The organism is Dyadobacter ginsengisoli DSM 21015 (genome assembly GCF_059568735.1).
On the sequence record NZ_JCANTY010000003.1, the window covers coordinates 797,276 to 819,178 of the forward strand.

A 21,903-nucleotide genomic window follows, 5' to 3' on the forward strand; every position below is an offset into this window, starting at 1 on the left:
GATCCTTCACAACGGCTCATCTAAAACCGTCCCGGTGAACCTCCTTTTCAGCTTTAGTGCTTTCTGAAGCCGATCGAGATATTCTTCCCTTGGAATCTCGATGGCTCCGTAACGCAGGACATTATCATTGATAAACTGTGTATCCAGGAGTGTGAAACGGTTCAGCCGGAGTATCTGGATCAGGTAATGAAATGCTACTTTCGAAGCATTGCTTTCAATGGTAAACATGGACTCTCCGAAAAACACACCGTTGATAGATACGCCGTACAAGCCGCCTACCAGGCGCTCCTCGCGCCACGCTTCCACACTGTGCGCATAACCCAAGCGATGGAGCGCCGTATAGGATTCGATAATCTCCTCGGAAATCCAGGTCCCCGGCTCCGCCGTGCGCGGCAATGAACATCCACGCATGACCCCTTCAAAATTGGTGTTAATTCTGATCTCGAAATGCCTTTTATTGATCACCGGCCTCAGTGACCTCGAAGGTTTGTAAGTATCGATGGGTATAACGGCCCTCGGATTGGGCGAATACCAGTAAATCGTACCGTCCGCCTCCGCCATGGGAAATATTCCGTTGATATATCCGTTAAGCAGATCGTCGGTGCTAATTGCAGACATGAAAGCCACTGAATTAAGATATTGTTGTTGATCGAAGGGTTAATGGCACAACTTGATACCGTGCGTAAGTTCCATCTTAAAAACTTTATAAATGTAAACGAACCATAAAAATATATCTTCTGTTTCTTTGGAGTAACATTTTTTTTTCCAAAATTTGCAGCCTCTTAGACGCACAAGCAAGTCAATGAATCACAACGGCATACATACTGTTCTGCATACTACGCCTTTCCGATTCAGGTCCCCCCGGACCGCATAATTATCTTTTACCTACGTGGTAAATCTTTCATACCCCCTTTTTCTTTCTTACAGTACTAGACGTCCCATCGTTTTTCTCTGGGTGTAGTTAATTATTGTCTTGAACATTTTGTCAGCATAGTCATCAATGAAAAATACCGAAGTAGTGGGCAGTAAGTTTATCGTACAAACTGCCAATGAAAATCATCTCCATTACGCCGAACAGATTTGCGCGGAAATGGAGGAGAGCGCCAAAAAGCGTGGTACCGGTATAGCCAAACGTTCTCCGGTTTATATTATGGAGAAAATGGTGGAAGGAAAAGCCATCATTGCTACTACGGATACAGGAGAATGGGTGGGGTTTTGTTATATAGAAACCTGGGAGCATGGAAAATTCGTTGCTAATTCGGGACTAATCGTACATCCTGATTTCCGCAACAGTGGCATGGCGAAGGCAATTAAAATGAAAGCTTTTGAACTGTCACGTCAAAAATATCCTGATGCCAAAATTATCGGTATTACCACCAGCCTTCCGGTGATGAAAATCAATTCCGACCTGGGCTATGAACCGGTTACATTCAGCGAATTACCTGCTGACGACGCTTTTTGGAAAGGCTGCGCGAGCTGCGTGAATTACGATGTACTCACCCGTACCGGCAGAAAGCATTGCCTTTGCACGGGCATGATGTACGATCCGGAAGATAAGAAACCCGCTGCAACCCCGACCAACGGAACGGAAGCAGTGGTCGAAAAGCATTCCTGGGATTTCCTGAAAGAATCCAGTCTTTACGAGCGCTGGATGCGAATCAAGCAACGCATTTTATTGCGAAGGGAAGAACGTGCCAAAAAGAAAAACGCCGGGGCCTTGCTGGTACACTAATGTACAGCACACTTTTATAGATTTTATATCTCTTTTTAATACCCCGCCCGGCAGCTTTTATAGGCCCGAAGCGGGGTATTTTTCGTTACTTTGCACTCTCAAATCAAGCATTTATCAGAATCAGATTCAATACATAATGTCACAGCCCAAAGTAGTATTAGCGTTCAGCGGGGGATTAGATACCTCCTTTTGTGTAAAATATTTAGCCGAAGACAAAGGTTACGAAGTCCATTCGGTTTTGGTTGATACAGGTGGTTTTTCTGACGAAGAACTGAAAACCATTGAAACGAATGCCTATGCTTTGGGCGTAAAGAAACATGCGACCATTTCGAAAACCAGTGACTATTACAATGATTGCATTAAGTACCTGATTTTTGGAAACATCCTTAAAAACAACACTTACCCGCTTTCTGTAAGCGCAGAACGTGTTTTCCAGGCTGTTGCGGTAGCGGAATATGCCAAAGAGATCGGAGCAAGCGCGATCGCTCACGGGAGCACAGGTGCAGGCAACGACCAGGTACGTTTTGATATGGCTTTCCGGATCATCATCCCGGAAGCGGAAATCATCACCCCTATCCGCGACCTGAAACTGTCCCGCGAAGCTGAAATTGAATACCTGACCAACAAAGGCGTGGGCCGCGAATGGGCGAAAGCCGCTTACAGCATCAATAAAGGGCTTTGGGGCACATCGGTGGGCGGCAAAGAGACGTTGACTTCCGAGCAATATCTCCCTGAATCCGCATGGCCTACCCAGATCACCAAAACAGAACCCGAGCGGATCACGCTGGAATTTGTAAACGGTGAGTTGAAAGGAGTGGCAGGCGAAACTTTTGAAAATCCGGTGGGCGCTATCCAGAAACTGGCTGCCATTGCACAGCCATTCGGGATCGGTCGTGATATTCACGTCGGCGATACGATCATTGGGATCAAAGGCCGTGTGGGCTTCGAAGCCGCCGCTCCGCTGATCATCATCAAAGCACACCATACCCTCGAAAAACATGTGCTGAGCGAACAGCAGCTTTACTGGAAAGAGCAACTTTCGAACTGGTACGGCAGCCTGCTGCACAAAGGGCAATTTGTGGAACCGGTTATGCGGAACATCGAGACGTTCCTCACCGACACGCAAGCCCATGTTACCGGCAAAGTCCATGTATACCTGGCGCCTTACCGTTTCCATGTGGAGGGGATTGAGTCACCATTCGACCTGATGTCGTCGAAATTCGGCAGCTATGGCGAAATGAACAATGCCTGGACCGGCGACGACGTAAGAGGCTTCTCCAAAGTAGCTTCCAACCAGGTGATGATTTATCAGAAGGTGAGCGAATCTGTTGAAAGTAAATGAGTTCAAAGTTCATGAGTTAACCGCATGCAAAATTATCAGGACCTTAAAGTCTGGCAGAAGTCTCATCCACTAGTGCTTGAAATTTATAAACTGACTGAATTGTTCCCGAAAAAAGAAACGTTTGGTATAATATCTCAGATGCGGCGATCCACTGTGTCCATTGCGGCCAACTTAGCCGAAGGTTGCGGCAAAAAGGGAACACTTGATATCGCAAACTTCTTTCAAACATCGTTAGGTTCCCTTCATGAAACGGAGTACTACCTGTTGTTATCAAAGGACTTGCAATACATTTCAGACGATGTATTTGAAAGGCGAAACCGGGAAATCAAAGCAATGCTTATATCACTAATTAAAACAATTCGCTCCTCGCAGTGATATTTTACGAATATGGACCCATTAACTCATAAACTCATAAACTCTGTAAACGTAGGCGTCATCGGTGCGGCGGGGTATACGGGAGGAGAGCTGATCAGAATACTGATTAACCATCCCTATGTCAGCATCGCTTTCGCACATAGTAAAAGTCAGGCTGGGAAGCCGGTACATGCAACCCATACGGACCTTCTGGGCGATACAGATCTGGTATTTTCGGGAGACGATATTCAATTGCTGCTGGATCAGGAAGGCCTGAATGCGATATTCCTTTGCTCGGGTCACGGTGAGTCGAAGAAATTTCTGGATGAATATAACCTTCCAGAATCCATCAAAGTGATCGACCTGAGTACTGATTTCCGGAACGAGTCCAACGGATTTGTTTACGGGTTGCCCGAATTGCAGCGGGATACCGTCAAGACGGCGACGAAAATAGCGAACCCCGGCTGTTTCGCCACCAGTATCGAGCTCGCTGTGTTGCCGCTGGCAAGTGCAGGATTGATTAAAGATGACATTCACGTCAGCGCGGTAACCGGCAGCACCGGTGCCGGACAGGCGCTCAGTGCCACAACGCATTTTACGTGGAGAAACAATAATATGTCGATCTACAAGGCATTCAGCCACCAGCATTTGACGGAGATCAAAATGTCTTTCGGGAAATTGCAGGCCGGGTTCGACAAGGCTGTGAATTTTGTCCCTTACCGCGGAGATTACACACGCGGCATCATGGCCAATGTGTACACGAAGTTTGCAGGAACCCTGGAAGATGCGAAAAAGATTTATCAAGACTTTTACGCATCACACCCGTTCACGCACGTAAGTGAAGCGCCGATCGATCTGAAACAGGTTGTCAATACCAACAAATGTTTTGTGCATTTGGAAGTCCATGACGGCCAGTTGCTGATCACCAGCATTATCGACAACCTCACAAAGGGTGCTTCGGGCCAGGCGGTACAGAATATGAACCTCGCATTCGGCTTACCGGAGGACGCAGGATTAAGGTTGAAAGCGCCTGCTTTTTAATGCATTTGGTTAAATTTAACGACATCTTAAAATAATCAGAAATGTCACATTTATTTGATGTTTACCCTATTTACGATATAGAACCGGTGAAGGCGCAGGGGAGTTACCTCTGGGATCAGAACGGCACCAAATACCTCGACCTTTACGGGGGTCACGCGGTGATTTCCGTCGGGCATGCGCATCCGTATTATGTGGATATGCTGACGAAGCAACTGAATGCCATCAGCTTCTATTCCAATTCGGTAAAGATTTCATTGCAGGAAGAACTGGCTGAAAAACTGGGCCAACTCTCGGGCTACCCCGACTACAAGCTTTTCCTGTGCAACTCAGGCGCCGAAGCCAATGAAAATGCATTGAAACTGGCGTCTTTCCACAATGGCCGTACGAAAGTTATTTCATTTACCAAATCATTCCACGGTCGCACGGCCGGCGCAGTAGCCGCGACGGACAATCCTTCGATCGTCGCGCCGGTTAACTACAATAAGCATGTGACATTCCTCCCCTTCAATGACGCGGCTGCGGCAGAAGAAGGCATTACGGACGAAGTTTGTGCCGTCATCGTAGAAGGTATTCAGGGTGTAGGCGGAATTAATGTCTGCACCGACGAGTTTTTACAGACATTAAGACGCAAATGCGACGAAACGGGCGCTGTCCTGATCCTCGACAGCGTGCAATGCGGCTACGGACGAACCGGCAGGTTCTTCTCTCATCAATTCAGCGGCATCGAGCCTGATATCATGTCGATGGCGAAAGGTATGGGCAACGGTTTCCCGATCGGCGGGATCCTGATCTCTCCGAAATTCAAGGCGAGCTACGGATTACTGGGCACCACTTTTGGCGGGAACCACTTGGCTTGTGCGGCAGGTGTGGCCGTTCTTGATATCATGAAAGAAGAAAACCTGATCGAAAATGCAGCGCAAATAGGTGAATACCTGTTCAATGGCATTCGCGAAATTGGGGGCTATAAAGAACTGAGAGGACGTGGCTTGATGATCGGGATTGAATTTGATTTCCCGGTAAAAGACCTGCGTAACAAGCTTTTATTTGAACACAAAATGTTCACGGGGGTTGCCGGGACAAGCACAATCCGCCTATTGCCCTCCCTGGCCCTGGGTAAAACGGAAGCAGACCAGTTCCTGCAAGCATTAAAAAAAGAAGTGGCACTTGCCATCGCTTGATATTTTTTGAACTATTACCATCCCTGCCATAGTTGAGAGAAGGAACACCTATCTCCGAAATAACCTAATTGAATGAAACACTTTCTTTCCATTGAAGACGTCTCCGACCTCCCCCAACTCATTACCAATGGCATCGCAGCCAAAAAAGATCCGTTTGCGGACCGTGAGCTCGGGAAAAACAAAACGATAGGCCTCCTGTTTTTCAATTCCAGTTTAAGGACCCGGATCAGCACGCAGAAAGCGGCCCAGAATCTCGGCTTGAATGTGATTACGATGAATGTAGGCCAGGATGGATGGGGATTGGAAATGGAGGAAGGTGTGGTCATGAATGGCGACAAAGCGGAACACGTGAAAGAAGCGGCGGCGGTGATCGGAAGCTATTGTGACATCATCGGAATCCGCTCGTTTGCAGGACTGAAAGACCGTGAGAAAGACTATTCGGAACTTGTTTTCCAGCAGTTCAAAAAATATGCACAGGTTCCCATTGTGAACCTGGAATCTGCTACCCGGCATCCGCTTCAGTCCCTCGCTGACTGCATTACAATTGAAGAGTTCAAACTAAAAAAACGGCCGAAAGTAGTTTTGACCTGGCTGCCGCATTTCAAGGCATTGCCTCAGGCCGTAGCGAATTCGTTCTGTGAATGGATGAACCCGATGGACGTGGAACTCGTGATCACCCACCCCGAAGGTTACGATCTCTCCCCTGAATTTGTTGGTAAAGGACAGATCATTTACGACCAGGACAAAGCACTGGAAGGTGCGGATTTTGTATATGGTAAAAACTGGTCGTCGTACAATCAATATGGCCAGGTACTGAACACCGATCCTTCATGGATGATTACCGAGGCTAAAATGGCATTGACCGACAATGGCAAATTCATGCATTGCCTTCCGGTTCGCCGGAATATGAAGGTGGCCGACGAAGTACTCGACGGTCCGCGTTCCCTGGTGATAGAACAGGCCGCCAATCGCGAGTGGTCCGCGCAGGCTGCATTGAAAGAGGTCTTGTTAGGAATGTAATTGCTATTTTTGCAAGACTAAAATACCGGAGAAAGGAGCCGTATCGCGGCTGCTTTCCATCATGAAACTATGAATGAAATGAGTACAACCACATTGGCTCAACCCTCTGATTCAACAACCCTGGATTCCATCCGTAAAACCGGCGTTCTGATCGTTAACCTCGGTACCCCGGACAGTCCTTCAGTACCCGACGTGCGCAAATATCTCCGCCAGTTCCTGATGGACGAAAGGGTGATCGATATCCCCTATCTTAACCGCTGGTTCCTGATCAATCTGATCATTGCGCCGTTTCGTGCTCCCAAGTCTGCAAAAGTGTACAAACAACTTTGGCGCCCGGATGGCTCACCGCTCAAAATATATGGCTACTCTGTAAAAGATAAGTTACAGAAAGTGCTGGGCGCTGATTATGTCGTGGAATTGGCTATGCGGTACCAGAGCCCGAGCATTGAAAATGGCCTGAATGCATTACGCAAGGAATGCCTGACTGATATCATCGTCGTGCCCTTCTTCCCGCAATATGCTTCCGCATCGACGGGCTCTGTGTATAAGGAAGTAATGCGGGTGATCAAGGATTGGGAAGTATTACCGCAAATCCGTTTTGTGAACCGCTTTCTCGAACACCCGAAATTCATTCAGGGGTTTGTTGATCTTGGTAAAAAATACATGGCACGGCACGACTACGATCATTTCGTATTCAGCTATCACGGCCTGCCCGAGCGACAAATCACCAAGGGCGATGTAACCGGCAGCTTTTGTCAGTTCGGCAGCTGCTGTGACCAGCTCGATCATCGCAACCAGCATTGCTACCGCGCACAGTGCTTTGAAACAACTCGCTTACTGGTGAAAGGCCTGGGAATACCCGAAGGAAAATATACCACCTGCTTCCAGTCAAGGCTGGGTAAAAATCCCTGGATCAAGCCTTACACCGACGAAGTAATACCCGGACTGACCAAAAAAGGCGTCAGGAGTGCATTGGCTTTTTCGCCCGCGTTCGTGGCAGATTGCCTTGAAACGACGATCGAAGTCGGTGAAGAATATAAAGAGTTATTTGAGAAAGAAGGCGGCCAGCATTGGCAGCTGGTCGAAAGTCTCAACGACAGTGACATCTGGGTGGAAGCCCTTGAAGATATGATTAAAAACCCGGCCACCTGATTCAGGAGCCGGGTTTTGGCTTTTATAAGGTAATGCTCTCTTTCTTGTACAAACCGATCAACGTCTCTGCCGCGTAATCGATCTCGGCTTCAGTATTGTATTTGCCGAATGAAAAACGGACGTTGGCCCTGTTTTCATCGATTCTGAGCTCATTCAATACGTGAGAGCCGATGTCTGTCCCGCTTGAACATGCACTACCGCCTGAAACGGCGATTCCCGCGATATCCAGATTGAACAGCAACATGTCGCTGATATCCGAAGGCGGCAGGCTTACACTCAAAACCGTGTAAAGGCTTTTGCCGATCTCCGCGGAATTGCCGTTGAAGGTTACCCCTTCTATTCCCTCACGAAGTTTCCCGACCATGCGGCCTTTCAGTCCCTCGATATGTTGTTGATGAGCGTCCATATCGCGGTAGGCAATTTCCAAAGCTTTCGCCAGCCCTACGATACCGTAGATATTCTCGGTTCCCCCGCGCATGTTACGTTCCTGCGCCCCGCCGTGTACGAATGGGTTAATTTTAATGCCCGGACGGACATACAAAAATCCAACTCCTTTCGGACCGTTAAACTTATGCGCAGCCCCCACAATGAAATTCGTTTTCATCTTTTGCAGGTCGTGGCGGTAATGCCCCATCGTCTGCACGGTATCGCTGTGGAAAATAGCGCCGTATTTTTCACAAAGGTCACCTACGGCTTCCAGATCGAGCAAATTACCGATCTCGTTGTTACCATGCATGAGCGATACCAGCGAACGTGGTTTCGACGCCAGCAACGATTCCAGGTGTTCCAGATCTACCTCGCCCCTTTCATTGAGCTTCACAAAACTCAGCTCGATCTGTCCGAGTTTCCTAAGGTGTTCAAGTGTGTGCAACACGGCGTGATGCTCGATGCGGGAAGTAATGGCGTGTTTCAGGTCGTAGGTCTCGATGCTGGAACGGATGGCAGTATTATCCGCCTCAGTGCCACCGGATGTGAAAAAAATCTCGGCGGGCGCTGCATTCAATATGCCGGCAATACTTTTTCTGGCTCGCTCGATAGAAGAGCGGACGGCACGACCGTAGGAGTGAATGGAAGAAGGATTGCCGAATTGCTCGGTCATCAGCGGCAGCATGGCTTCCAGTACCTCAGGGTCCAGTTGCGTCGTTGCCGCATTGTCCAGATAGACTTTCATAGGGATATAAAATTAGAAAGATCACTCATTGTCCAATTCCGACAACGAGTGACCCAATGACTTATGCAACAGCTTTATTACTTCTTCGGTTCCGAGATAATTTCCTTGATGTCCGAGATGATCTTGTTGGCCAGACTTGTTGCCGTTGTTTGCGTTTCCGATTCGGAGTAAATGCGGATAATCGGCTCGGTATTGGATTTTCTCAAATGTACCCATTCCCTGTCAAATTCGATTCTTACACCATCGATCGTATTCAGGGGCTGCTTGGAATAGCGTGTCTGAATGCGGTCCAGGATGTTATCCACATTGATGTCCGGCGTCAGCTCGATCTTGTTTTTCGAGATATAATAATTCGGATACGATCTCCGAAGGACCGAAGCAGTCTTCCCGAACTTTGCGAGGTGCGTCAGGAACAATGCGATCCCCACCAGCGCGTCACGACCGTAGTGGCTTTCAGGGTATATCACTCCTCCGTTGCCTTCACCGCCGATGATCGCATCGTTGGCCTTCATCATATTCACGACATTCACCTCTCCTACCGCTGACGCAAAGTATTTACCACCTGCCTTCACGGTTACATCGCGCAGGGCGGCCGTGGACGACAGATTGGAGACGGTATTTCCAGGTGTATTTTTCAGCACATAGTCGGCTACTGCCACCAGTGTATATTCCTCACCAAACGGCGTACCGTCTTCGCACATCAATGCAAGCCGGTCGACATCCGGATCCACCACGATCCCCAGGTTAAAGGATCCATCGTTCAGTTCCTTGCTGATCTCCCGCAAATGCTCTGGCAATGGTTCCGGATTATGCGCGAAATTACCGGTTGGTTCGCAGTTCAGCTTTTTGATATTCTTGGTAGCGACGCCTAACGCTTCCAGCAACATAGGCACCACGATGCCTCCGGTAGAGTTCACAGCGTCGACAACGATCCGAAAATTGGCATTTTTGATGGCTTCCACATCTACAAGCGAAAGCGAAAGCACGTGATCAATGTGTTTTTGCAGGTAGGTATCGTCAGATGTGTAACTACCGAGTTTCTTGACGTCGGTAAAAATGAAATCCTCCTGATCAGCAATTCTCAAAACCTCTTCACCCTCTGATTCGGAGATAAACTCCCCTTCATGGTTCAGCAGTTTGAGCGCATTCCATTGGATAGGGTTATGGCTCGCAGTGAGGATAATTCCACCCGATGCATCCTCTGCCTTAACAGCTATCTCAACCGTCGGGGTAGTAGAAAGGCCAAGGTCGAGCACATTAAGTCCCACTCCCTGCAAAGTACCGGCGACAAGACGACTCACCATTTCACCTGAAAGTCTGGCGTCTCGGCCGATTATCACCTTCAAATTCTGTGGATTACTACGCCTCAACCATGTTCCGTATGCCGCGGCAAACTTAACAACATCAATCGGAGTCAGCGCCTCACCCGATTTTCCACCCACGATTCCCCTGATTCCTGAGATAGATTTAATTAACGTCACGATCTAGAATTCCTCTTTATGTTTGGTTGCAAAAATACTAAAATTCCCTCTCCACAATTAGATTTTTCTACAAACAAAAAACAACTATTGAGTTTCTGGACTTATATCTTTATTATTTTCGTCCTCTCAGTGATTTGCCGGAAAATCCCCGCAAAATGTTCTTCGAGAATAGAAATTGCTTAAACTTTCGAAACTTCACTCATTTTACTGAGCACCGGATCCATCCATTCGAGCGACAGTTTCTGAACCGAATTGCTCAACAGCGCGCTCCATTGCTTGCCCACATAGTCCAGATCATCCTTCTCAAAACGATGCTCTAATAGCTGGAATGAATCTTTTTCATACATCACGACATCGATCGGGTAGTCCACGTCATTGGAGCTTACCCGGGTAGAGTCGAACGAAAGAAAACCTATTTTGAGGGCGTCCTGCATCGATGAATCAAATTTGAGACTGCGATAGAGCAATGGCTTTCCGTAACCCGAATTGCCGATGATGATGAACGGAGACCCATCGCCTACTTCCACCCAGTTACCTTCCGGGTACAATAAAAAAAGTTTGTGCTCCGAATCATTTTCAAGCTGCCCCCCGATGATCGCGAACAGATTAAACACAAGCCCTGCATTGCTTAGCGCATGCCTGTCTTCCTCTGCGACCCGCCGGACCTGCTGCCCCAATGCATTTACAGCCTTATAAAGCTTGTCGAATGAAGTGTCCCGTTCTTCCAGGACTTCTTTGAAATAGGTAATGGCCTTGTCCCGCACCGACCGCAAACCAGAGGTCATGACAAAGATCGAATGCTTTTCAGACTGGTAAACAGATACTTTTTTATTGGTTGAAACCTCGGTTCCGGAAGTAAGTCGTGTATCGGCAATAGCTACCAGGCCGGATGCTACTTTGATACCCAGGCAATATGTCATGTCTTGCGGCTCAATGGTGATAGAGTCGCTAAGATAGGAAAGTTTTGATCAGTTCATCCACTGGCTTTTGAAATGGCCCGACGTCTGCCCCATCGACTGGCTTTGTGACTGACCGGTTTCCAGACCAAAATACATATCAAAAATTTTGTTATCCACTTCGTTGTTTTTGATCTGGAACTTGTCCAGATACTCGTGCAGCCCCATTTTGAAAACATCCTCTACATCAGTGAATTCCAGCTCACTGCGGATTTTGCTCAATGCCCGTTCGGCCGGGTTGTTATAACCGCGTTCGGGGATGGATCCCGCTATGGCGTACAAGGAAAGTTCGGCCTGCCGCACACAATAAGCGATCGACCGGGGAAAGAGTTTATCCAGGATCAGAAACGCCACAATATTCATCGGTGTCAGCGCCCGATGGGTTTGCCGGTACATATTATAGGCGCTTACCGATTTTAACACCGCAGTCCAGAGCATCAGGTCAAGGGTAGAGCCGGAAGTGCCCGCATCCTGCATCAATGTGAAATATTTTACGTCCAGAAAACGAGAACATTTGTCGGCCCGCTCGATATGCCGGCCCAGCCTTCCGAAATGCCAGGCCTCGTTTCGGGTAATGGAAGCATCCACTACACCGTGAAAAAGCTGGCAATTCTTGCGGATGTCGGTAAAGTATGCCTGCATGTGGTCCATATTCCGGAAATCGTCGGGCGACGTCCCTTTAATGGCGAGGTAGAACGTATTGATACTCTCCCACATCTCCTTCGAAATCGTCTCCCGGATCGTACGCGCATTCTCCCGCGCTTCGTAAAGGCAGCTGATGATCGAATTCGGGTTGCGTTTGTCAAATGTCATGAAATGAATGACATCTTCCTTCGTGGGCTTCTCATAGTATTTATAGAACAGAAAGTGGTCAGCCGTTGCGATCAGAAGAGGCTCCCATTGTTCATCCACATCAGGGGGAAGGTCCAGAGCCAGGTTAAAATTAACTCCTACGAAACGGGCATAGTTCTCGACCCGCTCCATATAACGATTCATCCAGTAAATTGAATTCGCAACTCGGCTCAGCATAAACAAAAAGTAATGTCTGTAAAATATTAAATCAGAATAATCATTAGGCGATCATACCAAAATACCTAATAAAATTTTGCAAATACAAGGATATACAAAAAGTAATATTATTTCCTCAAAGAGTGTTATTCCGTGAAAAATCCGCAACCGGGCTTGGAATCTTCCCGAAACGTTTAAATTTTGTAACTTATCACATTGTAAACTATAACCGGTATTTTCTGTGTCAAAGAAAGAACAATTTATTGCAGCAATTCAGAAATCCTATCAAACTGACAAACCTGTAATTCATTTGGGGTCCGCCATACTGGACGGAGAAGTCATCGGCGAGGCGCGTGTTAACCTTCCCTTGCGTATGATGAACCGTCATGGCCTGGTAGCCGGGGCCACGGGATCGGGAAAGACGCGCACTTTACAGGTATTGGCGGAACAGCTTTCCGCGGCAGGCGTGCCGGTATTCATGTCGGATATCAAGGGCGACCTTTCCGGAATCGCGCAGCCGGGTAAAACCAATGCAGCCCTGGAAGAACGCGCCCAGGCACTCGGGACAGTTTTCGAACCCAAAGGTTTCCCGGTTGAATTGTATTCTTTAAGCGGACAAAAAGGCTCTCAGATGCGGGCCACCGTGCTGGAATTCGGCCCGATCCTATTATCCAAAATCTTTGAACTGAACGAAACACAGGCCGGGGTACTCGCCATTCTTTTTAAATATGCCGACGATAAGGATCTGCCCATGGTAGATTTGAATGACCTGAAAAAGGTGCTGAACTACCTCGCCGAAGGCCCTGGTGCCGCCGAGATCAAAGGTGACTACGGTACTATTTCAGCCTCGACAGCCGGTACTATTCTCCGCAAAATCGTCGCATTGGAGCAACAGGGAGTCGGCAGTATTTTTGGTGAAAAGTCATTTGATATCGACGACCTGATCAGCAAGGTAGACGGTCAGGGCGTAATAAGCCTTTTAAATGTTTCCGATGTACAGGATAAACCTGCATTGTTCTCGACATTCATGCTGAGCCTGCTCGCCGAACTATACCATAAGCTACCCGAAGTCGGCGATCTTGACAAGCCCAAACTGGTGTTTTTCCTTGACGAAGCACATTTGCTTTTCAAAGATGCACCAAGAGCCTTTATGGATCAGATCGAGCAGGTGGTGCGCCTGATCCGTTCCAAAGGTGTTGGTATCTTCTTCTGTACGCAAATGGCGCAGGACGTGCCGGTGTCGGTGCTGGGCCAGTTGGGTAACCGCGTGCAGCACGTATTGCGCGCTTTCACGCCGCAGGATGCCGACGCTTTGAAAGCGACTGTGAAGACTTATCCGAAATCCGACTATTATTCCATTGACCAGGTATTAACCACGCTCGGTATCGGCCAGGCGTTGATTACCGTGCTGAATGAAAAAGGTATTCCGACCGAAGTCGCGGCGACGCACCTGATGCCACCGGCATCCATTATGGGGCCCATGGTGCAGGCAGATTACGACAGGCACGTACAGCAGTCAGATTTGTATGCGAAATACAAAGATCCCGTCGATCCTGAAAGTGCCTACGAGATCCTGACCAAGCGTATGGAAGCCAATGCACGTGCGGAAGAAGAAGCCAAAGAAGAGGTGGTACAGGCGAAAAAGGAAAAGGAAGAAAAGAGCATGATCACCGAAGCATTGTCATCACCACTCGCCAAGCAAATCGGACGTGAAGTGGTGAGGGGCGTTTTCGGCATGCTGTTTGGCAAAACCACCCGTACCCGCAAAAGCGGAGGCGGACTGTTTGGTTTCTAAGAGCCCATTTCTCATATGTAAAGAGCCTTATGCATTTCGGATGCATAAGGCTCTTTACATTCCGGTTCATCAGGTCAAAGCGGATTGATTTCGTACCCGATCACGCAACGCTGGTCTTCCAGCTTATGCAGGTTCTCGGTCACGTCCAGCCTCGTTTTGGCATTGTCGAAAGCATCCCGGTATTTGTCTTTCAGCTCCCTGCGCTTGATCGCCTCCAGAAACCTCCTGGAGTCCTCTTCACTTTCAAGCACCAGTTCGGGAACGACGGTCGGCTTATCGTCATCGCCCTTTGCCACCATCGTTACATACGAAGTATTGGTGTGCCTCACAGTACGATTCCGGACATTTTCAGCGACCACCCGGATCCCTACCACCAGGGAAGTCCGGCCGACATAATTCACCGAAGCGTGAAGCGACACCAGGTCACCTACCTCTACCGGTGCCAGAAAGTCGACCGCATCCACCGAAACCGTCACGCAATAGGTGCCCGCATGACGGGACGCACACGCATATGCGACCTTATCTATGAGCGAGAGCAGGATTCCCCCGTGTATTTTCCCACCGAAATTGGCATATGCGGGGATCATTAATTCGGTGAGGGTAGTCTGTGAAAAACTGACGGACCTGGGCTCCATATACGCGTTGTTATTTTTTCAAAAAAATGGTTTTGCCTGATTTGGCGGATTCCTTCGCTGTTTCCAGTATCTCTACGACCGTCACATTCACAGGTAACCCGTACAAATCATTCTGATCGAGTTTAAGACGTCCCTGTACCACATCGGCCAGCACCGAAAACGGATCGGTATAAGGAGCCGGACGAGGATCCAGCTTGATGGTTTCTTCCGGTGCTTTCTCCTGCAGACGCTGACGCACCAACGTTGGGTTTACCGCGATTGCATATCCTTTATTGCCATAAACCTCCATGTCCTTTCGCGCAAACGACCAGTTCCATGAACCCTGGATAATGCATTGCGCCTTGGGGTATTGCAGGACGATGGATGCTTCGTCGTCCACGTTCTTGTAAATATCCGGCTTGTTTTGGTGCGTCACCGCGGTAATGGAAATGGGACGCTCGCCTTTCATCAGCCAGGTCATGAGGTTGGCCCCGTAACATCCGAAATCGACCAGCGCACCGGCGCCGTTCTTGACCGGGTCGGTGAGAATGGCGAAAAACTCCTTACTCACGCCGATTTCCTTAGGTCCCTGATGGCCGTCGTTCACCATTACTTTGCGGATGTCGCCCAGTTTACCTTCCTCTACCAGTTTGTTGACATGCTGGTTGCTGGCATACCAAGACGTCTCATAGTTGGTGAGTACCTGGACACCATTTTGCGTAGCGAGTTTCTGGATTTCCTTTGCGTCGGCAAATGTAGTAGCCAGCGGCTTTTCCACCATCACATGGATCTTCCTGGGTGCGCATGCCCGGACGATCACGACGTGCTCATTAATCGCTCCGAATGCTGAAACCGCTTCCGGTTTCACTGCATCAAGCATTTTATTGAGATCTGAATAAAATAGTTTGGGATCAAGTTTGTACCGTTCGGTAAACTGCCTGATCAGGTCAGGATTTGTCTCGTAAATACCTACCAGTTCGATATCCTTTTTTTCTTTCCGGTTAAAAATCCAGCCGACGTGCCCATGGCTCAGGCCTGCAACGGCAACCCGGACGGGTTTCTGGGCAAATGCCTGTACACTCATCAATGCAAAGCACAACAATACAAATGTTCTCATAGTAGTTACGGTTTAGGATAATTTATCAATTATGTCTTTGATGACTTCCTGCAGATAGGCACCGTTGTAGGGCCCGTACCAATTCATGGTCTTCGTTTCGTAGAGGTCACGGTCAAAATATTTGTCGTGAGTAATGTAGCCGATGTAGCCCCCATTGAAGCTGGTTACCATCAGGTTGAGCCCTTTTGTTTTGGCATAGGTATCCAGTCCTGCCACCAGCTCGCCCGAAAAATCACACGGCATTCCGACCATCAGAATATTTCCAATGCGCAATGCTTTCACAAAAACCGGGTATTCTCCAAAGGCCTTTTTAAATGCCCATGAACGCAAAACGATATTCATCGTGAGCCTGGGCGACGGCTCACGCAATGGCAGTGGCAGTGTAAGCGCCTCCACAATAGCCCCTTTCGATTCTTCCTTCACCGTATTGGGCGAAAGCAATGCATTTTGCACCCCAAACGCCTGGTTTTTAACCTCATCGAAATCGTCCGTACCTTGCTCGATGGGACCCATACTACCCACGGCTCCGGCGATGTACATGGCAAAGTCATATCGGCCTTTCTCCAGCGAGTCTACAAGAGCCCCCGGATAATCCCTCGACAAAACAATGTTTTTGGAATTAAGAACCGTGGAATGCGCTGCGAAGGAGCTGAGAATGGCTTTTTGTCCATCCTTCGTTACCAAAACGGCCGAACGGATCTCCGGGTCTATCCCGCCCTCCTCACCCACGAGACGGTTCCGGATATCGACCGAATCCAGCGATTCCATATAAGTAAGTTGAACAGGCTGGACTTTTTTCTGCGCCTCGGTAATGGCCTGGTGGAATGCATCGGCAAGGCGATCCACAACTGCCGGGTCGTATTTCCCCGAAAAGAACAGCGACGAAATACCGGTCCCCCAGCCGCCCACACTATTATGGCTGTGCGTTGCGCCGAAATAGATGTTTTCGAAAGGAATATCGCCGGGTGTCAGCCGTTCGCGTAGTGCTTTGATCACCGTCGGTGGGATAATGAGCAAATCAGCCGCAACGATAGCAGCCCGGGTGTGCCCATTGCCGATTACCATGGCACGCACATACACCGAGTCGTGGACGGCCGTGTACAGTTTCCCACGACGGTTGCCGTAACCGGCCGTCGGCGTTGGTGAAGCAGGGGTGATATTGACTCGCGCCCAACCCGCCTGCAATCCGGCAGAACCACCCGAGGTGTCTGCCCTTACTTGGCCTATGAGCTTTTTCCACTCCTTGTAATAAGACATCTCCTTGTAGGGAGTATGATCCATGGTAGTGATCATCGTGGCAATAGCAGCTATCACCAACAGCAGGAATATCCCGATCACTTTTAATAAAATGCGCAGCAATTTCATCTAATGCAGGTGGAAAGGTTAGGTTTGTTGGAAAAGACAGCAGGTTCTGTTTTCTATTGATATCAAAAATACCCGGCAAACCTGGTTTCGGTTTATGCCGGGTATTCCATAGAGGTTATTGTTGGTTGCGAAAATAGGACGAAGAAGATCAGGGTTGCTTCACGAGCTGGATATTCGCGATCAGTTTCACATCTTCTCCGATCACCAGGCCGCCGGAATCGGTCAGCTGCATATAGTTCAGTCCGAACTCCTGGCGGCTCAGCCTGCCTTCCACTTCGAAACCAATGCGCACATTTCCGTCGGCATCTTTTTCCGCCCCGCCATATTCAGCATCCAGCTCGATAGGTTTGGTAATGCCTTTCAGCGTCAACAGGCCTGAGAGCTTATAATTATCGCCTTTCACCTTATGAAAGTAGTTGGACTGAAAAGTGATATGCGGGAATTGCTCAGCATCAAAAAAATCCGCGGAACGAAGGTGCGCATCACGCATTTCCACATTGGTATCGATACTTTTCACATCCAGCGAAAAGTGGATTTCTGCGTTTTCGAAATTATTCAAATCCGAAGTAGCCCCACCTTCAAAATTATTGAAGGAGCCTGTAATCGACGAGATAACCAGATGTTTGATTTTAAACTGCACTTCTGAATGCGCCGGGTCTACGATCCATTTTGTAACTGCCATAGATGTATTATTTAAAATTCACTAACTACTATTGCTTGGCCTAAATTAATATTTCTGTCCTGTAAACGTGTATTCAAGCGTTTTAATTCTGGTCTTTCACCGGCTTCACGATAAAATAAATGGCACGTAATTTTTAAGTAACTAAGCATCATTACTTTTACTCTAAATACTAATTCGACTTATCGATGAAAATGAAGGGAAGAAGCATATTCACGTATGACGTGTATGCGCCCACTACCGTAACGACCATGTTACGCCCCCGCCGGCAGGAAGGCCAGGCCATTATTCAGGAAGGTTTCACCATCGAACCTTCAGTGCCATTTTCAGAATATACGGATTTGTATGGAAATCCATGCCAGCGTACCATTCTGCCGGTCGGCAGGGTTACTATTTCCACCGAAGTGGTGGCACAGGTGAATCCCACCAAACCCATTCCCGTACCTCCTCCCGCGTATATGCTTGTAGGTGACCTTCCCGATGAGGTGATGCATTACATACTCCCCAGCCGCTACTGCCAGTCGGACCTTCATGAGATCAACATGTTGGCAATGGAAATCGCGGGAAATCTCACGCCCGGGTATGCCCAGGTAGAAGCAATACGCGCGTGGATTCACCACAATGTCCGCTACCAGTATGGTGTTACCGACGCCAGCACCACTGCTTTTGATACTGCTCGCAGCCGTACCGGAGTGTGCCGCGACTTCACGCATCTCGCGATTGCATTATGCCGGAATCTCTGCATTCCAACCCGGATGACGGTGGGTTATCTCGATAAATTAAAGGATATGGACCTGCATGCCTGGTTCGAAGTCTTTATTGGCGGCGAATGGTATACATTCGATGCGGTGCAGGAAAAAACGGAAGGCTATCGCATCGAAATAGCCCATGGCCGCGACGCCGCAGATGTGGCGATGGTTACCCAATACGGTAATGCGACGCTGCAGTCGTTGCATGTGGAAGTGGAGTTGCTGGAAGCGGAAGGGTAAAGAATAGGTATTGAGCCGTTGCCGGCGACAACCTGCAACGGCTCAATACCTAAATAACGCCCAGCTCTTTTCCAACCTTGGTAAAAGCGGCTACGGCCTTTTCCAGATGCTCCTGCTCATGACCAGCGGAGATCTGAACCCGGATACGCGCTTTACCCTGGGGCACTACCGGATAGAAAAACCCGATCACGTAAATACCTTCGTCGAGTAATCTCGCAGCAAACTCCTGTGCGAGCTTCGCATCGTAGAGCATAATCGGCACAATGGGATGCTCACCAGGAAGTATGTCAAATCCTGCTTCGGTCATTGCATGCCGGAAATACTGCGTATTCGTTTCCAGCTTGTCGCGTAATGCGGTCGACGAGGAAAGCAGATCCAGCACCTTGATGGATGCACCGACAATGGACGGCGCAAGGGTATTCGAAAAAAGGTATGGTCGCGAACGCTGGCGGAGGATTTCAACGATCTCCTTTTTTGCAGCTGTAAAACCGCCTGAAGCACCACCTAATGCCTTACCGTACGTGCCAGTAATAATATCGATACGCCCCATTACATTTCTGAATTCGTGGGTACCACGGCCTGTTTTACCCATGAAGCCGGTAGCATGGCATTCGTCGATCATCACCATCGCCTTAAACTCCTCGGCGAGGTCGCAAATTTCGTCGAGACGGGCTATGGTGCCATCCATGGAAAACACGCCGTCGGTCACGACCAGAATACGTCGGCTTCCTTTGGCGTCTTGAAGTTGCTTGCGAAGGTCGGTGAGGTCGTTATGTTTATAACGGAAACGTTTTGCTTTGCAAAGCCGGATTCCGTCGATCAGCGAAGCGTGATTCAATTCATCGGAAATAATGGCATCCTGCTCGTTGAGCAGCGGCTCAAAGACGCCTCCGTTCGCATCGAACGCAGCCGCGTACAGAATGCAGTCCTCCGTTCCGAGAAATTCCGCCGTTTTCCGTTCCAGCTCCTTGTGAATGTCCTGGGTGCCGCATATGAACCGTACGGACGACATTCCGAACCCGTGGCTGTGGATAGCCTCGATCCCGGCCTGGATCACGTCGGGATGCGAAGACAGCCCCAGGTAATTATTCGCACAGAAATTGAGCGCATCCACACCGTCGGTGGTAGCAATGTGTGCCGACTGGGGTGTCGTAATCACGCGCTCTTTTTTATACAGGCCTGCCGACCGGATCGCTTCCAGTTCGCCTTGCAGTTCTTGCTGAATGGTGCCGTACATATTTTAGTGTTAAATAAGTGAATGACTGAATGTTGATGGACTCATGAGTTTAGAGGTTTACTTTAAACTGATAAACTTTCGGCTTTTAATTCTTAACAAGATGATACTTCTTCCGCAGCTCAGCCACCATTTCCTCCGTCATTTTATCGAGCGTGTATGTGGGGCGCCAGGACCAGTCTTTTCTGGCTTGACTGTCGTCAATCTCGCTCGGCCATGAGTCCGCTATTGCCTGCCGGAAATCCGGTTGGTACGAAATCTCAAACAACGGAATGAACTTACGAATGCTGGCCGCAATTTCTGCCGGAGAAAAACTCATTCCGCCCAGATTGTAGGACGTCCGGACCGTGATTCTCTCCGCGGGAGCTTCCATCAGCCGCACGGTGGCATCCATAGCGTCGCTGATGTAGATCATCGGCAGCGTCGTTTCCGGTTTCAGAAAACATTCAAATGCCTCTCCTTTAACTGCCTTGTGATAGATATCAACGGCATAGTCTGTGGTACCTCCTCCGGGCATAGACTGGTATCCGATAATCCCCGGATAACGCAGCGAACGGATATCCAAGCCATATCTCTTAAAATAATAGTTCGACCAGTTTTCCCCGGCCGCCTTGCTGATACCGTACACCGTGGAAGGATCCAGATATGACCATTGCTCGGCCAGTGTATCGACGCGGTCGCCAAACACGGCAATAGAGCTTGGATAAAAAACCTTGTTTACTCCGTTCTCCTTCGCCACTTCCAGCACGTTGAAGTAAGTCTGCATATTGATGTGCCAAGTACGTAGCGGTTCCTGTTCGCCCTTTGCCGAGAGAATCGCGGCCAGGTGATAAATCTGCGTAATTCCGTATTTACGGACGATCGCCGCCATTGCGCCGGCATTGGTAGCGTCCAGTTGTTCAAAAATCCCCGTCGGGAATTCAGGCATACGGATGTCCGTAGCGACTACTTTTCCGAGCCCATAAATCCCTCTCAGATATTCCACCAGAACAGATCCGATCTGTCCGTTTGCTCCTATTACTAAAACGCAGTCCGTTTTCATAAAAACAACTTTTGGGTAAAGCATAAATCACTTGCAATTTCTTATTTATGAAAACTATTTTCAATAAACAGGCTTTTTTGCAGGAAACATTACCACACTATTTGATTTTTGAAGCAAATTTTACTTTTTGAGATCTTAATGACCCATCGCACCAGTAAATATTATTGCCTTATGGAACAATTGGACAAAATCGATACCAAAATCCTCCGCATCCTGCAAAAAGATGCAAAAAAAACGACGAAGGAAATCGCCACCATGCTGAATCTCACGGTGTCTCCTGTGTATGAAAGGATCAGGCGACTGGAAAGTCTGGGATATATCAAGCAGTATGTCGCTATTCTGGATAAAAAACTGATCAACAGGCAGGTCACGACCATCTGCCAGGTGTCCATGCGGTACCATAATGAGGCGTTCATCGAGAAGTTTGAGCAGGAAATACAGAACCTGCATGAGGTGCAGGAATGCTATCACATGGCGGGCCAGGTTGATTTTCTACTAAAAATCAATGTGTCGAGCCTCGATGAATACCATGACTTCGTAAAATACAAGCTATCTAAAATCGACAACATCGGCGTCCTCAACAGTACTTTCGTATTGAAAGAAATCAAGCATACTTCCGAGTTTTACATTTAG

General features: G+C 48.5%; 21 protein-coding genes. 10 read left to right on the forward strand and 11 right to left on the reverse strand.

All coding sequences use genetic code 11. The annotated features are described in order from the left end of the window. Window positions 1-6 precede the first annotated feature (6 nt). A complete protein-coding gene (gene aat / locus BP71_RS13975) occupies window positions 7-618 on the reverse strand; it encodes a leucyl/phenylalanyl-tRNA--protein transferase (protein WP_496380161.1) in 612 nt (203 codons plus the stop codon). 382 nt (window positions 619-1,000) lie between these two features. Here aat and BP71_RS13980 point away from each other — a divergent pair, with 382 nt between their 5' ends. The 7 genes from BP71_RS13980 to hemH all read left to right on the forward strand — a co-directional run bounded on the left by BP71_RS13980 (window position 1,001) and on the right by hemH (window position 7,819). After that, entirely contained in the window at window positions 1,001-1,732 is a 732-nt protein-coding gene (locus BP71_RS13980; RefSeq protein ID WP_496380163.1) for a GNAT family N-acetyltransferase, read from the forward strand. Window positions 1,733-1,868: 136 nt separating this feature from the next. Continuing rightward, complete coding sequence (locus BP71_RS13985; protein ID WP_496380165.1) at window positions 1,869-3,074, forward strand: argininosuccinate synthase; 1,206 nt, start codon at window positions 1,869-1,871, stop codon at window positions 3,072-3,074. A gap of 24 nt (window positions 3,075-3,098) precedes the next feature. Further along, a complete protein-coding gene (locus tag BP71_RS13990; protein WP_496380166.1) occupies window positions 3,099-3,449 on the forward strand; it encodes a four helix bundle protein in 351 nt (116 codons plus the stop codon). Window positions 3,450-3,461: 12 nt separating this feature from the next. Beyond that, a complete protein-coding gene (argC, locus tag BP71_RS13995) occupies window positions 3,462-4,469 on the forward strand; it encodes an N-acetyl-gamma-glutamyl-phosphate reductase (RefSeq protein WP_496380167.1) in 1,008 nt (335 codons plus the stop codon). A gap of 41 nt (window positions 4,470-4,510) precedes the next feature. Then, entirely contained in the window at window positions 4,511-5,647 is a 1,137-nt protein-coding gene (locus BP71_RS14000; RefSeq protein ID WP_496380168.1) for an aspartate aminotransferase family protein, read from the forward strand. Between the two features lie 72 nt (window positions 5,648-5,719). Further along, the gene (locus BP71_RS14005; protein ID WP_496380169.1) at window positions 5,720-6,667 is read left to right on the forward strand and encodes an N-acetylornithine carbamoyltransferase; all 948 of its coding nucleotides are present in this window, start codon (window positions 5,720-5,722) and stop codon (window positions 6,665-6,667) included. A 78-nt stretch (window positions 6,668-6,745) separates the two neighbouring features. Next, a complete protein-coding gene (gene hemH / locus BP71_RS14010) occupies window positions 6,746-7,819 on the forward strand; it encodes a ferrochelatase (RefSeq protein ID WP_496380171.1) in 1,074 nt (357 codons plus the stop codon). Between the two features lie 22 nt (window positions 7,820-7,841). On the opposite strand, the gene BP71_RS14015 is transcribed toward hemH, so the two are convergent. The 4 genes from BP71_RS14015 to BP71_RS14030 all read right to left on the reverse strand — a co-directional run bounded on the left by BP71_RS14015 (window position 7,842) and on the right by BP71_RS14030 (window position 12,456). After that, a complete protein-coding gene (locus BP71_RS14015; RefSeq protein WP_496380173.1) occupies window positions 7,842-8,990 on the reverse strand; it encodes a cysteine desulfurase family protein in 1,149 nt (382 codons plus the stop codon). Window positions 8,991-9,067: 77 nt separating this feature from the next. Next, window positions 9,068-10,471, reverse strand: a complete 1,404-nt coding sequence (gene glmM, locus BP71_RS14020; protein ID WP_496380175.1) for a phosphoglucosamine mutase — start codon at window positions 10,469-10,471, stop codon at window positions 9,068-9,070. A 179-nt stretch (window positions 10,472-10,650) separates the two neighbouring features. Beyond that, a complete protein-coding gene (locus BP71_RS14025) occupies window positions 10,651-11,391 on the reverse strand; it encodes a proteasome-type protease (protein ID WP_496380177.1) in 741 nt (246 codons plus the stop codon). 48 nt (window positions 11,392-11,439) lie between these two features. Further along, window positions 11,440-12,456, reverse strand: coding sequence for an alpha-E domain-containing protein (locus BP71_RS14030; protein WP_496380178.1), 1,017 nt, complete (start codon window positions 12,454-12,456; stop codon window positions 11,440-11,442). 289 nt (window positions 12,457-12,745) lie between these two features. On the opposite strand from BP71_RS14030, the gene BP71_RS14035 reads away from it, so the two are divergent. Further along, window positions 12,746-14,230 carry a helicase HerA-like domain-containing protein gene (locus BP71_RS14035; protein ID WP_496380180.1) on the forward strand — a complete coding sequence of 495 codons (1,485 nt, stop codon included), beginning with the start codon at window positions 12,746-12,748 and terminating at the stop codon, window positions 14,228-14,230. Window positions 14,231-14,304: 74 nt separating this feature from the next. Here the strand turns inward: BP71_RS14035 and BP71_RS14040 are convergent, their stop codons facing one another. The 4 genes from BP71_RS14040 to BP71_RS14055 form a co-directional block, all read right to left on the reverse strand. Beyond that, window positions 14,305-14,865 carry an acyl-CoA thioesterase gene (locus BP71_RS14040; protein ID WP_496380182.1) on the reverse strand — a complete coding sequence of 187 codons (561 nt, stop codon included), beginning with the start codon at window positions 14,863-14,865 and terminating at the stop codon, window positions 14,305-14,307. A gap of 10 nt (window positions 14,866-14,875) precedes the next feature. Further along, window positions 14,876-15,961, reverse strand: coding sequence for a Gfo/Idh/MocA family protein (locus tag BP71_RS14045; RefSeq protein ID WP_496380184.1), 1,086 nt, complete (start codon window positions 15,959-15,961; stop codon window positions 14,876-14,878). Between the two features lie 12 nt (window positions 15,962-15,973). Then, the gene (locus tag BP71_RS14050; protein ID WP_496380186.1) at window positions 15,974-17,326 is read right to left on the reverse strand and encodes a neutral/alkaline non-lysosomal ceramidase N-terminal domain-containing protein; all 1,353 of its coding nucleotides are present in this window, start codon (window positions 17,324-17,326) and stop codon (window positions 15,974-15,976) included. Window positions 17,327-17,474: 148 nt separating this feature from the next. Continuing rightward, window positions 17,475-18,008, reverse strand: a complete 534-nt coding sequence (locus BP71_RS14055) for a YceI family protein (protein WP_496380188.1) — start codon at window positions 18,006-18,008, stop codon at window positions 17,475-17,477. Between the two features lie 185 nt (window positions 18,009-18,193). Here BP71_RS14055 and BP71_RS14060 point away from each other — a divergent pair, with 185 nt between their 5' ends. Continuing rightward, window positions 18,194-18,994: a transglutaminase-like domain-containing protein gene (locus tag BP71_RS14060; RefSeq protein WP_496380190.1), complete on the forward strand. Its 801-nt coding sequence runs from the start codon at window positions 18,194-18,196 to the stop codon at window positions 18,992-18,994. A 49-nt stretch (window positions 18,995-19,043) separates the two neighbouring features. On the opposite strand, the gene kbl is transcribed toward BP71_RS14060, so the two are convergent. Together kbl and BP71_RS14070 are read right to left on the reverse strand one after the other, a co-directional pair. Then, window positions 19,044-20,231, reverse strand: a complete 1,188-nt coding sequence (kbl, locus tag BP71_RS14065; RefSeq protein ID WP_496380192.1) for a glycine C-acetyltransferase — start codon at window positions 20,229-20,231, stop codon at window positions 19,044-19,046. A gap of 85 nt (window positions 20,232-20,316) precedes the next feature. Beyond that, the gene (locus BP71_RS14070; RefSeq protein WP_496380194.1) at window positions 20,317-21,270 is read right to left on the reverse strand and encodes an NAD-dependent epimerase/dehydratase family protein; all 954 of its coding nucleotides are present in this window, start codon (window positions 21,268-21,270) and stop codon (window positions 20,317-20,319) included. A 171-nt stretch (window positions 21,271-21,441) separates the two neighbouring features. On the opposite strand from BP71_RS14070, the gene BP71_RS14075 reads away from it, so the two are divergent. After that, the gene (locus BP71_RS14075; RefSeq protein WP_295927356.1) at window positions 21,442-21,903 is read left to right on the forward strand and encodes an Lrp/AsnC family transcriptional regulator; all 462 of its coding nucleotides are present in this window, start codon (window positions 21,442-21,444) and stop codon (window positions 21,901-21,903) included.

Coding starts and splice junctions, on each gene's coding strand:
- aat (WP_496380161.1), bottom strand. CDS start 618: ATGTCTGCAATTAGCACCGACGATCTGCTTAACGGATATATCAACGGA.
- BP71_RS13980 (WP_496380163.1), top strand. CDS start 1,001: ATGAAAAATACCGAAGTAGTGGGCAGTAAGTTTATCGTACAAACTGCC.
- BP71_RS13985 (WP_496380165.1), top strand. CDS start 1,869: ATGTCACAGCCCAAAGTAGTATTAGCGTTCAGCGGGGGATTAGATACC.
- BP71_RS13990 (WP_496380166.1), top strand. CDS start 3,099: ATGCAAAATTATCAGGACCTTAAAGTCTGGCAGAAGTCTCATCCACTA.
- argC (WP_496380167.1), top strand. CDS start 3,462: ATGGACCCATTAACTCATAAACTCATAAACTCTGTAAACGTAGGCGTC.
- BP71_RS14000 (WP_496380168.1), top strand. CDS start 4,511: ATGTCACATTTATTTGATGTTTACCCTATTTACGATATAGAACCGGTG.
- BP71_RS14005 (WP_496380169.1), top strand. CDS start 5,720: ATGAAACACTTTCTTTCCATTGAAGACGTCTCCGACCTCCCCCAACTC.
- hemH (WP_496380171.1), top strand. CDS start 6,746: ATGAGTACAACCACATTGGCTCAACCCTCTGATTCAACAACCCTGGAT.
- BP71_RS14015 (WP_496380173.1), bottom strand. CDS start 8,990: ATGAAAGTCTATCTGGACAATGCGGCAACGACGCAACTGGACCCTGAG.
- BP71_RS14025 (WP_496380177.1), bottom strand. CDS start 11,391: ATGACATATTGCCTGGGTATCAAAGTAGCATCCGGCCTGGTAGCTATT.
- BP71_RS14030 (WP_496380178.1), bottom strand. CDS start 12,456: ATGCTGAGCCGAGTTGCGAATTCAATTTACTGGATGAATCGTTATATG.
- BP71_RS14040 (WP_496380182.1), bottom strand. CDS start 14,865: ATGGAGCCCAGGTCCGTCAGTTTTTCACAGACTACCCTCACCGAATTA.
- BP71_RS14045 (WP_496380184.1), bottom strand. CDS start 15,961: ATGAGAACATTTGTATTGTTGTGCTTTGCATTGATGAGTGTACAGGCA.
- BP71_RS14050 (WP_496380186.1), bottom strand. CDS start 17,326: ATGAAATTGCTGCGCATTTTATTAAAAGTGATCGGGATATTCCTGCTG.
- BP71_RS14055 (WP_496380188.1), bottom strand. CDS start 18,008: ATGGCAGTTACAAAATGGATCGTAGACCCGGCGCATTCAGAAGTGCAG.
- BP71_RS14060 (WP_496380190.1), top strand. CDS start 18,194: ATGAAAATGAAGGGAAGAAGCATATTCACGTATGACGTGTATGCGCCC.
- kbl (WP_496380192.1), bottom strand. CDS start 20,231: ATGTACGGCACCATTCAGCAAGAACTGCAAGGCGAACTGGAAGCGATC.
- BP71_RS14070 (WP_496380194.1), bottom strand. CDS start 21,270: ATGAAAACGGACTGCGTTTTAGTAATAGGAGCAAACGGACAGATCGGA.
- BP71_RS14075 (WP_295927356.1), top strand. CDS start 21,442: ATGGAACAATTGGACAAAATCGATACCAAAATCCTCCGCATCCTGCAA.